Source organism: Corynebacterium sp. MSK039, assembly GCF_030232315.1.
GTDB lineage: Bacteria > Actinomycetota > Actinomycetes > Mycobacteriales > Mycobacteriaceae > Corynebacterium.
The window spans coordinates 131,953-144,127 of sequence record NZ_JASPJL010000005.1 but is presented as its reverse complement, the minus strand read 5'-3'; the positions used below and the strand labels follow the sequence as shown (position 1 = coordinate 144,127).

Genomic DNA, 12,175 nt, shown 5'->3' with positions numbered 1-12,175 from the left:
TGGCTCACAATGAACATCCTCTCCTACGGACACAACATCCGTACAAGTTGGGTGTCCACTAAACGAGGGTAACCTCATCATCGGCAAGCAGCTTCTTCATGTGGAGCAGTCGGTCGCGCATCATGGTGAGCCAGATGGAGTGCTCGAGGTTATCTTCGTAGGAGGCGAATGTTTGCGCGGTGTTAAAAGGTGGGTCGATGTAGATCAGTTTGACCTTGCCCACGTACTTCTCGGCCAACTCGGGCACCCGGGTGAGCGATTCGAGGACGTCGCCGGATTCGCCGAGGATCAGAAGGTTCTCGTCCTGAGGCTCAAGGTCGGCGCGCTCGGAATAATCGAACTCCTCCGACTTCTCCGTTTGGCTGCCCTGCACGTAATCGTCGTAGACGAGGGTGTGGGTTTCGCAGTAGCGCGGATCGGAAGGATCCACCCACGTGTAACCGTACTTGCCGGCCTCGGTGGGGATGAGGGCTTTGTCCTTGTTGTACCAGGTCAGCTGGAGGCGTTGCTTCGTCATCTACTCACGTTCTCCCGGTGAACCATCCCAGCTGCCGAGGGACTGATTGTCGAAGAATAAACACATAAGCAATACAGTATCCGAGCCCGCCGACACGGAGTCAGAGTATCGAAAGCAGAAACGATACCCTACCCTACTGCGCTAATAGCCCGCCTCCGGATCAACCTCCGTGGGCAGCGGCTCCCCCGCCGCATAGGCCTCGGCCACGCGGACGGTGTGCTCACCAATTCGGCGGCGCACCGAGTACGGCGGATTGGCCAGGTGCGGCGTGATGACCACATTGGGCATCGTCCACAGTGGGCTATCGGCCGGTAGCGGTTCCGGGTCCGTGACGTCCAAGGCCGCGCCCGCGATCTCCCGCGAGTCCAGGGCCGCTATCAGCGCTTGGGTATCAATGAGCGGACCACGCCCCACATTGACCACAACCGCATGTGAAGGCATCGCCGCAAACGCCGCAGCGTTGCCCAGGTGCTTCGTCTCATCCGTCAGCGGCGCAACGAAGACGAAGTAATCCGCGCGCGGCCACACCGACTCAATGTCGCTAAAGGGAACGGCTTCCGCGCCGTCCACCGGACGGCCTGAGCGATTGACCGCGATGATTTTCACGCCAAACCCGGAGAGCATCTCAATGAGCCGCTTGCCAATCCCGCCCGCACCGATGATCGCCACCGTCGTATTTTCAAACAGGAAAGAGGTGTACGCCTCCACCTCGTCGCGGTTGTCCCAGGTGTCCACACGCTTGTGCGCGTGCAGTTGGGCCAAGAGCAACGCAATCGTGGACTCAGCTACCGTCGAGTCGTAGAGTCCCGCGGCATTGGACCAGCGCACATTCGTCGAGCGGATGAGGTCGAGGATGTGGTCCACGCCCGCGAAAGGCACCTGCACGAATCCAATGGACTCGGGCAGCTCCGGGAAATCAGCTGGCTGCCCGTTAAAGACGAGGAACTCCGCGTCCTCCAGCGCGACACGCTCGTGTCCCGCAGCTTCGAGCGCCGCCGTGGTCTCCTCCCACGGCTCTGGCACAATTGCGTATTTCATTGACTATGCCCCCTTAGTATCCCGCGGTGGCATTGACGCGGGTGGGCATGGGCTCGCCCGCCTCCCACGCCGCCGCGTTCTCGTTAAAAATCTTTCCCATGTGGAACGTCGCCACGTGCTTGGACGCCGCCATGTGCGGGGTCATCACGCAGTTGGGCAGCGCGTAGAGCGGGTGCCCGTCGGGCAGCGGCTCCGGATCCACGACCTCAAGGCCCGCCGCAGCGAGCTGGCCGTCGCGCAGCGCCGCCACGAGGTCGTCGGTGACCACAGTCCCCCCGCGCCCCACGTTGACAAATACCGCTGAGTCCTTCATCGCCGCGAAGAGTTCCACGTTGAAGAAACCAGCTGTCTCCGAGGTGAGCGGCAGAGTCGATACGACGAAGTCGAACCGGTCCCACTCCACATCCTTCAGCGTCACGGGACCGGTTCGCGTGACCTCCGTGAGGTTGACATCAAACGGTCGCAGCAATTGCGCCAACCGCTTGCCGATGCCTCCAGCACCCACGATCGCCACCTCCCGCGGCCGGCCCTGCGCGTAGAGCCACGCCTGGGTTTTGTCGAGCTCCCGCGCGACGTCCCACGTCGCAGCCTGGGCAAAGGCTTTGTGGTGATGCGCGGCAGAAAGCATGAGCGCGAGCGCGGCCTCAGCGACGGGTTCGGCAAATGCCCCGGCCGCATTGCACCACGGCAGTCCGTCCGCGGTGATGACGCCAGCCTCAATGAGTTGATCGACGCCGGTGTAGCAATGCTGCACCCACTGGATATTCGCGGGCATCTCCGGGATACGGTCAGGGCGCGGATCTGTATTGATATAGACCTCAGCTTCCTCAAGCCCCACATGTTCGTGGCCAACGCGTTCAATATCTGCAATCGTCTCGTCCCAGGGACGTGGCATGTAAAACTTCATGGCCCCACCCTAGGGAATCTGGCAATGGGGAGCGCACAACCCCAATCGTGGGAATCCTCACCGGACCCCCGGCGGTTCCCGGCGCCTGGTGGCAACACACCCCCAGCAGGGCACCGCCCATCATTAGGGCAGGGCAGACCACCACTAGCGGCAGGCCAGAAGCAACGCAATCTCAACCGGAAGGGGCATTTTCAGACTATGGTCATTTTGTGGCTAAAAATACTATTCCCAGTTCCCTCAGCTCCTGGTTCCTTCCGCCTGCCCTCCCCCAGGTCCCGGACGGCAGCCTCGCCGTCGTGACCGGGGCGAGCAGCGGGATCGGCAAGGCGGTCGCAGCCCGCTTCGTGGCAGCCGGATTCCGGGTAGTCGGAACCACACGTAACCCGGCCACGCTCACCGACCCGGTACCGCATGTGGAGTACCTAGCCTTAGACCTCGCAGATCCGGCCTCTATTGAGACTTTCGCCGAGGACGTCCTGGCACTTGGCGCGCCGGGCGTGCTCGTCAACAATGCAGGCGAGAGCCAGAACGGCCCACTGGAGGAACTACCCCGGGAGGCGCTGGAGCGGCTGTTCCAGGTCAACGTCATCGGGCACGTGGAACTCACCCAGAAGTTCCTGCCGGCGATGCGCGAGCAGGGTTTCGGTCGCATCGTCATGATCGGGTCCATGTTGGGGAGTTTCCCGCTGAGTTACCGGGGCAGCTACGTGGCCTCGAAGGCCGCGATCCGCAGCTTCGCCGACTCTGCCCGCAGCGAGCTTTCGCCGTTCGGGGTCGGCATTTCCACCGTGGAGCCCGGCGCGATCGCCACGGGGCTCAGTTCGCGGCGCACCATCTACGTCGACGACGCAGGCCCGTACTCGCGGGACTTCCACCGGATGCTCGACACCCTCAACGACAACGAGGCCAAGGGCATCAGCGCTGAGGACGTCGCGGAGCTGGTGGGCACCGTGGTGGCAGAAGCCCGCCCGCGTGCGGTGTACGCCCGGGGCTCCCTGGCGCCGGTGCCGTATATCCTGCAGCGACTCGTGCCGCGGGAGACGATGTTGCGCATCATGCGCGCCAAGCACGGCCTCTGAAACCTGCGGGCAAAACCCGGGGCAGCGGGTTAATCCTCCTCGCCGGGTTTCCTGCCGCCCTCGTCCCCAGAAGTCTTCTCCCCAAAGGCGCCCTCCCCAAAAGCCCGCTCCCCGAAGGCCCTATCCCCAAAGGCAGAGTGCAGCTGGGGGCGCAGCTCCGCGCGCACGTCTAAGCGGTGATTCATCCGCTCCAGATATTCGCTCTCACGCTGCTTAAAGGCCCAGTCGCGCCACGGCTGAGCAAAGAGTGCGAGCACCGTCGCGCCCACGACCCCCATGAACAGCAGCGCGCCCGCGAGGATGGTGACCGCCGGGCCGCCGTGTACCCCGAACACGATCGCCAGCATCACGCTGCCGACCAGCCCGAGCGAGGCTAGCGACATATAGGCCACGTTGATCGGGTGGAGCCGGTGGCCGAAGCTGCCGTTGTAGGTCATCACCAACGGGATGATCTGCAGCGCGAACAGCCCCAGGAAGTAAAAGGTCGCCACCCGGCGCAGCACGTCGGTGTCCAGCAACTGCGGAAAGCCCGTCAACGCGGTGAGCATCCACAGCATCGCGACGAGGTTCAAGAGGCGCCGTGCCATGTGTCTAGACCCTAAACAGCTCGTCTTGCGCGGCGCACGGGCCGCTCAGTGCGACGGGAAACTCGATCTCCCCCGACCCGTGGGATAGCGCCAACACCAGCACGATCGGATCGTAGCCGAGGCGGCCGACCTCTTTGGGCGCGTAGGTGACCACCGGGGTTCCCGCCTGCACGGTTGAGCCCTCGGCCCAGCGGGTCGCGAAGCCCTGCCCGTTGAGCTGATCAGTGTCGATGCCCATCTGCACCAGCACGCGGGCACTCTCGTCCTCCAGCTCCACGACGAACATGTGGGGCTGCATCCGCACGATGGTTCCGGCGACCGGGGACTGTACCTCCACGATCTCCTTATCGGGGTCTGGGATCACAGCCACGCCTGCGCCTGCGGAGCCGGACGCGAACACGGGGTGCGGCACTGCGCTCAGAGGCGCGGTCGTTCCGGCGAGAGGTGCCCCCACCGGGGTGCGCTCGGCACCCGGGGCTCTCCCACGTCCTTCCGCGACGGCGTCCATGTCGGCAGCGCCGAAGCCTGCGGCGCCTACATCCCCCGCGCCGCCGAGGTCCTCAAAGTCGTGCCCATCCGTCATGCTTCTCCAGCCTAACCGCGCGCGATCTTGCGGGAGGAGGAAGCGGACCATTGTGACCAACCACCCACGAAGTGTCGCCCGACGGGAAGGCCCGCCTCCTCCATCGCCGCCAGGAACAGGGCGGAGTCCAGCCCGGACCCGGAGTGCACGGTCAGCTCGGTGTTCTCATCGATGCCGTGGCTGGCGAAGATCTCACGCAGCTGGGCGCCACCCAGGACCTTGCCCTCCTCGTTCAGCAGGGAGGCCACGGGGATGTTCACCGCGCTCGGGATGTGACCTGCCTGGTGGTCGAAGGGCTCCCGAACACCGCGGAAGCGCTCCGGGTCTCGGCAGTCCACCAGCATCCGGTCGCGGCACCAGACGTCGATCTCGTCGATGTATAGCTCCGGCATGGACCGCGGCCGGACCTTGAAGTCCCCGCGTCCCCGGAGGGCACCGATTCCACCGGCGACGTCGCCGCCCGCCTTCTCCCATTGGGAGGTGCCACCGTTCAGGATCTTCACATTCTCGACGCCCGCCCAGCGCAGGATCCACCAGGCGCGAGCAGCATAGATGTTGCGCCCGGCGTCATAGATAACGACGGGGCGACCTTCCGTGATGCCCCAGTTATAAAAACTGCGCTGGAGGGCAGCCAGGCCCGGCATGGGGTTGCGGCCCCGGGCACGAGAAGGGGTGCCGGCCAGGTGCTGGAGAGGGTTGCAGAACATCGCCCCCGGCAAGTGTTGCCCCACGTAGGCTTCCCACGCGCTGTTCTCGGTTTTGGCCCAGTGGGAGTCGATGATGGTCATACGCTCGCCGAGGCGAGTGGCCTCGTAGAGCTGCTCACCGCTGATGAATGGGCCCGGGATTTTGGAGAAGGTGTCGTGCACGCGCCGGGAAGTTGCTTGGCTCATGGTCACCATCCTAGAGATTGTGCACGCCCGAGGTTTCCATTACTCAGCCTCTCCCGCACGGGCCCCCGTGGGAGCATCTTTCGGGTGGGCCTATCCCCCGCTCAGGCGTGCTTTCTTATATGCTTTTTAGGTTAGCTTTCTACCCTTCAAAGACTGGAGCAGTGGATGTCTGAAAACCCGTGGGAGAAGAAGCCGTCTGATTCCGGCGACGGCCAGCCGGAGAACCCATGGAATCAGCCCTCGGATAATCCGTGGGCGCGGAGCCAGCCAGGCACCAACCAGCCGAGCACCGACCAGCCCGCGCCGACGTCCCCCAACGCGCCACGGGACTCCGGCAAGGAAACCACCGACCCGGATCTGCGTTCGTCGAACCCGGAGGAGGACTGGGCTGGGCTGGCGAACTCTCCGCAGCCACCGAACTACCAGCGGGGCGCGGCCTCGGCGGGGGCGGCGGCTGGCGCGGCGGGCTACGGTCAAAACTTCCAGCAAGGCCCGTACCAGCAGGGCCCCTATCAACAAGGTTTCCAGCAGGGGACACCGAATGGGCAGGGCTACCAGCAGAATTACGCCCAGGGGCCGTACCAGCAGGGGCCTTATCAGCAGCCCCAGGAGAAGAAGTCGGGCAAGGGCTGGCTCATTGCGCTCATCGTCCTCCTCATCCTCGCGCTGATCGGCGGTGGGTTGTGGTGGTTCCTCGCGGGCTCCAAGGACGACGGCTCCAGCGAGGAGCCCGTCACCGTCTACGAGACGGAGTACGAGGACGAATCCTCCTCCGAGAAGACGACCGCCAAGGAAGACGACGAAGACGAAGACGAGGACGAAGACGAGGACACCGAGACCTCCGAGCCAGAAGATTCCAACGGCCCGAAGGCGGTCTCGTCCTCGTCCGACTACCCCTCCGGGCTGCAGTCCAACGGCTGGGAGGTCAGCAGTAACGCCCGCTGCAACTCCACCGACGAGTGGGTGTACGCAGCGACCAACGGCTCCACCTACGTCTCGATCTGCGAGAACCCGGATAACGGCCGCTACTACTACCGCGGCTACAGCGACGGGATGGGCTACGAGGAGGACGTCGACATGGCCTCCGCGGACGTGGCCCGCGGCAAGTTCCGCGTCCCCGCCGCTCCGAACACCATCGTGATCGACGGCAAAACCCTGCGCGTGATCGGGGCCGACGGCGGCGAGCTGGACTCCCAACGCCTGCCGAAGGCGGTCTATAACCCCAACTACTAGGCCGGGGATCCCTCGGCGCGGTCCAACGCACAACCACGCAGGTACCGCAGAGAGGTAGCGACCACTGAGAAAGGCCCGGCGGCACTCAGATCTACTGAGCGGCCGCCGGGCCTTGGGCTTTGCCGGGGTGAGGATTCACCCGCCCCGGCAGGGTGCGATTACTCGCCGCGGTGGATCCAGAGGCTGTCCACGCCGTCGACCTCGTGCGGGTCCACGTCCACGCGAACGGTATCACCGTCCCGGATCGCGCCGGAGAGCAGCTCCTTGGCCAGGGCATCGCCGATGGCCTTCTGGATCAGCCTTCGCAGCGGGCGGGCACCGTAGGCCGGGTCGTAGCCGCGCTTGGCGAGCCAGGCCTTCGCCTCCGGGGAGACATCCAGGGTGAGGCGACGGGAAGCCAGGCGATCGGCCAGCCCGCCGATCTGGATGTCCACGATGTGCTCCAGCTGCTCCTCAGACAGCGGGTCGAAGATCAGCACATCGTCCAGGCGGTTGATGAACTCCGGCTTGAAGTGGGCCTTCACGGCGTCCATGATCTGCTCGTGGTTACCGCCAGCACCCAGGTTGGACGTCAGGATCAGCATCGTATTGCGGAAGTCCACCGTCCGTCCCTGGCCATCAGTCAGTCGGCCTTCGTCGAGGACCTGCAGCAGGATGTCGAAGACGTCCGGGTGGGCCTTCTCCACCTCGTCGAAGAGCACGACCGTGTACGGGCGACGGCGCACCGCCTCGGTCAGCTGTCCGCCCTGGTCGTAGCCGACGTATCCCGGAGGGGCACCGACCAGGCGGGCGACGGAGTGCTTCTCACCGAACTCGGACATGTCGATGCGGACCATCGCGTGCTCGTCGTCGAAGAGGAACTCCGCCAGCGCCTTGGCCAGCTCCGTCTTACCCACGCCCGTGGGGCCGAGGAAGAGGAAGGAGCCGGTCGGACGGTTCGGGTCGGCCACGCCGGCACGCGCGCGGCGCACGGCGTCGGAGACCGCATTGACTGCATCCTTCTGGCCGACGACGCGGCCCGCCAGGACGCTCTCCATCTCCAGCAGCTTCTCGGTTTCTCCCTGCAGCATCTTGCCGGCCGGGATGCCCGTCCACGCGGAGACGACCTCGGCGATGGTGTCCGGGGTGACCTCCTCGGTGAGCATCATCTCCTGGTTGTCGGCCTGCGCCTTGGCCTGGGCCTGCTCGGCCTCCTCCAGACGGCGCTCGACGTCCGGAATGCGGCCGTAGCGCAGCTCAGCGACCTTGGCGTAGTCCCCGTCGCGCTCCGCGATCTCGGAGTCCCGGCGCAGGGCGTCGAGCTCCTCCTTGATTCCGCGCAGCGAGTCGATGCTGGACTTCTCGTTCTCCCAGCGGGCGGTCAGGCCGGCGAGCTTTTCCTTCTCATCGGCCAGCTCCGAGCGCAGGCGCTCGAGGCGGTCCTTGGAGGCGGCGTCAGTCTCCTTGGCCAGGGCCATTTCCTCGATCTCGAGGCGACGCACGATGCGCTCGGCGTTGTCGATCTCCTCCGGGCGGGAGTCGATCTCCATGCGCAGGCGCGAGGCGGCCTCGTCGACCAGGTCGATGGCCTTATCCGGCAGGAAGCGGCTGGTGATGTAGCGATCCGAGAGGCTGGCGGCGGCGACCAGGGCGGAGTCCTGGATGCGCACGCCGTGGTGCACCTCGTAGCGCTCCTTGAGCCCGCGGAGGATACCGATGGTGTCCTCCGGGGTCGGCTCGCCGACGTAGACCTGCTGGAAGCGGCGCTCCAGGGCCGGGTCCTTCTCGATGTGCTGGCGGTACTCGTCCAGGGTGGTCGCACCGACCAGGCGCAGCTCACCGCGGGCGAGCAGCGGCTTGATCATATTGCCGGCATCCATCGCGGAGTCGCCACCGGCACCGGCGCCGACGATGGTGTGCAGCTCGTCGATGAAGGTGACGATCTCGCCGTCGGCTTCCTTGATCTCGTCGAGGACTGCCTTGAGGCGCTCCTCGAACTCGCCGCGGTACTTCGCACCGGCGAGCATCGCGCCCAGGTCCAGGGAGACCAGCTTCTTACCCTTCAGGGACTCGGGGACGTCACCCGCGACGATGCGGCGGGCCAGCCCCTCGACGATCGCGGTCTTACCCACGCCCGGTTCACCGATGAGCACGGGGTTATTTTTCGTGCGCCTCGATAGCACTTGGACAACGCGGCGGATCTCTTGGTCGCGGCCGATGACCGGGTCAATCTTCCCGGCGCGGGCGGCGGCGGTGAGGTCCGTGGAGTACTTCTCCAGGGCCTGGAACTGACCCTCCGGCTCTTCGGTGGTGACCTTACGGTTGCCGCGCACGCTCTCGAAAGCACCACGCAGGGCGTCAAAAGTGCCACCCAGGTTGTGCAGGATCGTGGCGGCGTCCGAGCTACCCTTGGCGATGCCGGTGAGCAGCACCTCGGTGGAGACGTAGGTGTCGCCGAGTTCGCCAGCGAGCTCCTGGGCGGCCGTCATGGCGTTCAGGGCATCGCGGTTGAACTGCGGGTTGGCCATGCCGGAGCCCTGCGCGGTGGGGTATCCCTCCACGAGGGACTTCGCCTGGGTCCGCACCGCGTCGGCGTTGACGCCAGCTGCGGTGAGGATCGGCTGGGTAATGGAGTCCTGCTGCTCGAGCAGGGCCACCAGCAAGTGGCCGGGACGGATGTCCGGGTTCCCGCGGTTCGAGGCGTCCTGGAGGGCGGTCTGCATTGCCTCGCGGGTCATGGTGGTTGGAGTGAAGGAGCTCATGGTTTCGTAACCTTTCTGTGGTGAGGTTTCTTGCTACCTATCGTAATTGAGTTCACTAGACTCAACCACACCAGTCTTGAGTCTATTCCACTCAACCTAAAATTCTTTTCCTTTCGCTACAGCCCACTTTTTACCCGCCCCACCCCGTCCGCGCCGCGCACCCCGCGATGATGGCTACGGACTCAAGAAAATGGGACAATGAGCCCGAAAAAGCTCGCCGCACCCCGCGGCAGCTGCCCCAGGAAGGGAGCCCACGCAATGTCACACCACGCAGCACCCAGCGACCGCGGCTCCATTGACCTGCTCTCCCCCATCCTCAATCACCTCAACCTCCTGAGCGCACGCGTCCGGGACATCCTTGCTGCCCAGGGGCCCGCGCCAGCACCCACCGCCCAGCCGTTGCACACCGGGGAGCTCCCGGACGCCACCACGAGCACGTGGCCGGACCTGAAAGCAAATCAGCCCCTCCTGGTGCGTAGCATCCGAGCTCTACTCACCAGCCTCGGGCTGGCCCAGGCCCCTGGGAATTACAGCGGCGAATACCCCCACAAGGAAGCCGATTTCCTGATGGCCCTCGGCCACGACCTACGCAAGCACGGGCTGGAAGCCGAGCACTATGATGCGCTCGCCCGCGCGCTCAGCCAGGCGGGGGCCGACGCCCTGACCCTGGATGAACAAGCGCAGGCCACCCTGGAGGATGCTGCGGACCTGACCTGCCACCTGCTCGCCCTCGGCGCCCAGCGCAGCACCGCGACCGCGACGCGCACCGCCGAAGTCCTCGACGTCGCGGAAGCCTACCCCGGCGACGAGGACGCCGGACGGCCCGCGATCGGCGTCATTCGCGTACAGGAAAGCTCACCGCAACCCTGGTGGACCGGGCAGTACCTGGATGTCCGCACGCCCTACGGCGACACACAGTGGCAATACCTGCACCCCGCCACGCCCGCGAACCCGGACGGACTGATCGAGTTCCACGTGCGTGGGGATAGCGAGGCCCGGCGCGCGATCCTCGCGGAGGCCCAGGTCGGGGACCAGTGGGTGCTCGGGGCGAGCTATGGCTTCCTCAGCGTGGATGCCGAGGACGAGCGCCCGGTGTGCATGATCACGCAGAACACGGGCCTGGCTCCGCTGCGGGCCCTGCTGTTGGAACTGGCGCAGCAACCCGAACCACCGGAGACCGCGCTGTACGTCGGGGCCGATAGCGTCGCTGAACTCTACGAGCTACCCAGCCTGCTGGGTTTTGCTCGCGCCTGGGACTGGCTGCAAGTGGTGCCCGTGGCAGCGGAGGCGGGCGGGATCGAGGAGCTGACGGGGACGTCGGCGGAGCTCGACGGGCTGCTGCGGGTCGGCCATGCCGTGAACGCCGCCATCCGGGACGGCGCGTGGCAGGACGCCCGGGTGCTCGTCGCCGGGGAGGAAGCGCAGGTCAGCGCGAGCGTGGATGCGCTGCTGGCAGCGGGCGCGGATCCCGGCCAGCTCAGCGTGGATAAGACTTAGCTAGTCCTCTGGCTCGATGTGGATCGTCTCGGTGATCTCGCGGTCGAGGTTGTGGCCGCCGAGGATCGGCAGCCCCTTGCGGACGTGATCCACGGAATTCGGATCGATATCCACCGTCACCACCTGGGCGGCATAACCGGTCTCCGCGAGCTTGGCTCCCTGCGGGCTCACCACCACGGAGTGCCCAATACCGGTGGGCCCCTCCGGCTTGCCATAATCCTCGGGGCTTCCGGGGCGAGCCATGCCCGCGGCCACGAGGTAGGAGCTGGAGTCCAGGGCGCGGGCGGAGGTCAGCGCGCGCCACTGATCGAGCTTGCCTGGCCCATCGGCCCAGCTGGTGGGCACGACGATGACCTTCGCACCGGACTGCGCCAGGGCGATGAAGTGGCCAGGGAAGCGGATGTCGTAGCAGGTGGCCAGACCGATCTTCACGCCGTTGAGCTCAAAAGTCACGCGACGGTTGCCGGGGCGCACGGTGGCGGATTCCTGGTGGCCGAAGGCGTCGAAGCAGTGGATCTTGTCGTAGCCCGCGAAGATTCCTGGCCCCGCGACCAGCAGGGTGTTGGTCACGCGGCGGAACTCCTGGATGCCACCGCTATCGTCCGGACGCTCGGTGGACAGCTCGCCATTGGGCAGCCGGAAAACCGTATCCGCCGGGGTGAACATACCAACGACGGCGACGATCCCATGCTCCTCAGCAGTGGCCTTGATGGCCCGGCCGAAGGGACCGTCGAGGGGTTGGGCGACCGTGTCGAGGCGCCCGGAATCGAAGGGGAACATCGCAGCCTCGGGGAAAACCACGAGGTCAGCACCGTTCTGCGCGGAGCCAGCGATGTACTTCCGGATGAGGGCGAGGTTCGCCTCAACATCCGGCTGGGCGCTCATCTGGATCACGGAGATTCGCATGCCACCAGGGTAACGAGAAACCAGCCCCCGCGCTGCCGCTAGCGGGGATTAGCCCTGGGCGCTTTCGCAGCCGCTGTGGATATCCCCGATACAGCTATCCACAGAAAACACCCGTCGGGGCGCACTCCCTACCACCGCCCCGCCGGCGGTGTTTTCCTAAACGCACCGGCCGCAGGCGGCGAGTAGACCCGCCA

General features: G+C 65.6%; 10 protein-coding genes and 1 pseudogene. 3 read left to right on the top strand and 8 right to left on the bottom strand.

Annotation, left to right across the window (positions count from 1 at the left end; genetic code table 11):
* Positions 1-76 precede the first annotated feature (76 nt).
* From QP997_RS05680 to QP997_RS05670, 3 genes and pseudogenes are all read right to left on the bottom strand, one after another.
* Positions 77-517 (bottom strand): annotated as a pseudogene (locus QP997_RS05680) (site-specific DNA-methyltransferase); the annotation flags it as partial.
* A gap of 141 nt (positions 518-658) precedes the next feature.
* Positions 659-1,555, bottom strand: coding sequence for a D-isomer specific 2-hydroxyacid dehydrogenase family protein (locus tag QP997_RS05675; protein ID WP_012361032.1), 897 nt, complete (start codon positions 1,553-1,555; stop codon positions 659-661).
* Positions 1,556-1,568: 13 nt separating this feature from the next.
* Positions 1,569-2,462 (bottom strand): D-isomer specific 2-hydroxyacid dehydrogenase family protein, encoded by an 894-nt coding sequence (locus QP997_RS05670; protein WP_012361033.1) that lies wholly within the window; start codon positions 2,460-2,462, stop codon positions 1,569-1,571.
* 209 nt (positions 2,463-2,671) lie between these two features.
* On the opposite strand from QP997_RS05670, the gene QP997_RS05665 reads away from it, so the two are divergent.
* Positions 2,672-3,541, top strand: a complete 870-nt coding sequence (locus QP997_RS05665; RefSeq protein WP_284846505.1) for an SDR family oxidoreductase — start codon at positions 2,672-2,674, stop codon at positions 3,539-3,541.
* A gap of 29 nt (positions 3,542-3,570) precedes the next feature.
* Here QP997_RS05665 and QP997_RS05660 read toward each other — a convergent pair whose 3' ends face one another.
* The 3 genes from QP997_RS05660 to QP997_RS05650 are packed head-to-tail and all read right to left on the bottom strand — an operon-like array spanning position 3,571 to position 5,604.
* The gene (locus QP997_RS05660) at positions 3,571-4,128 is read right to left on the bottom strand and encodes a hypothetical protein (protein ID WP_284846504.1); all 558 of its coding nucleotides are present in this window, start codon (positions 4,126-4,128) and stop codon (positions 3,571-3,573) included.
* A gap of 4 nt (positions 4,129-4,132) precedes the next feature.
* A complete protein-coding gene (locus QP997_RS05655; RefSeq protein WP_284846503.1) occupies positions 4,133-4,711 on the bottom strand; it encodes a PTS sugar transporter subunit IIA in 579 nt (192 codons plus the stop codon).
* Between the two features lie 11 nt (positions 4,712-4,722).
* Entirely contained in the window at positions 4,723-5,604 is an 882-nt protein-coding gene (locus tag QP997_RS05650) for a sulfurtransferase (protein WP_284846502.1), read from the bottom strand.
* Positions 5,605-5,769: 165 nt separating this feature from the next.
* On the opposite strand from QP997_RS05650, the gene QP997_RS05645 reads away from it, so the two are divergent.
* Positions 5,770-6,837 carry a hypothetical protein gene (locus QP997_RS05645; RefSeq protein ID WP_284846501.1) on the top strand — a complete coding sequence of 356 codons (1,068 nt, stop codon included), beginning with the start codon at positions 5,770-5,772 and terminating at the stop codon, positions 6,835-6,837.
* A 158-nt stretch (positions 6,838-6,995) separates the two neighbouring features.
* On the opposite strand, the gene clpB is transcribed toward QP997_RS05645, so the two are convergent.
* Positions 6,996-9,578, bottom strand: a complete 2,583-nt coding sequence (gene clpB, locus QP997_RS05640) for an ATP-dependent chaperone ClpB (protein WP_148811306.1) — start codon at positions 9,576-9,578, stop codon at positions 6,996-6,998.
* 258 nt (positions 9,579-9,836) lie between these two features.
* On the opposite strand from clpB, the gene QP997_RS05635 reads away from it, so the two are divergent.
* Positions 9,837-11,075: a flavohemoprotein gene (locus QP997_RS05635; RefSeq protein ID WP_284846500.1), complete on the top strand. Its 1,239-nt coding sequence runs from the start codon at positions 9,837-9,839 to the stop codon at positions 11,073-11,075.
* Here the strand turns inward: QP997_RS05635 and QP997_RS05630 are convergent, their stop codons facing one another.
* Positions 11,076-11,981, bottom strand: a complete 906-nt coding sequence (locus tag QP997_RS05630) for a carbon-nitrogen hydrolase family protein (RefSeq protein WP_070760366.1) — start codon at positions 11,979-11,981, stop codon at positions 11,076-11,078.
* Positions 11,982-12,175: the final 194 nt, after the last annotated feature.

Bases quoted from the DNA above. Each gene is read 5' to 3' on its own strand.
- QP997_RS05635 (WP_284846500.1), top strand. From the start codon at position 9,837: ATGTCACACCACGCAGCACCCAGCGACCGCGGCTCCATTGACCTGCTC.
- QP997_RS05630 (WP_070760366.1), bottom strand. From the start codon at position 11,981: ATGCGAATCTCCGTGATCCAGATGAGCGCCCAGCCGGATGTTGAGGCG.
- QP997_RS05645 (WP_284846501.1), top strand. From the start codon at position 5,770: ATGTCTGAAAACCCGTGGGAGAAGAAGCCGTCTGATTCCGGCGACGGC.
- QP997_RS05655 (WP_284846503.1), bottom strand. From the start codon at position 4,711: ATGACGGATGGGCACGACTTTGAGGACCTCGGCGGCGCGGGGGATGTA.
- QP997_RS05670 (WP_012361033.1), bottom strand. From the start codon at position 2,462: ATGAAGTTTTACATGCCACGTCCCTGGGACGAGACGATTGCAGATATT.
- clpB (WP_148811306.1), bottom strand. From the start codon at position 9,578: ATGAGCTCCTTCACTCCAACCACCATGACCCGCGAGGCAATGCAGACC.
- QP997_RS05675 (WP_012361032.1), bottom strand. From the start codon at position 1,555: ATGAAATACGCAATTGTGCCAGAGCCGTGGGAGGAGACCACGGCGGCG.
- QP997_RS05650 (WP_284846502.1), bottom strand. From the start codon at position 5,604: ATGAGCCAAGCAACTTCCCGGCGCGTGCACGACACCTTCTCCAAAATC.
- QP997_RS05660 (WP_284846504.1), bottom strand. From the start codon at position 4,128: ATGGCACGGCGCCTCTTGAACCTCGTCGCGATGCTGTGGATGCTCACC.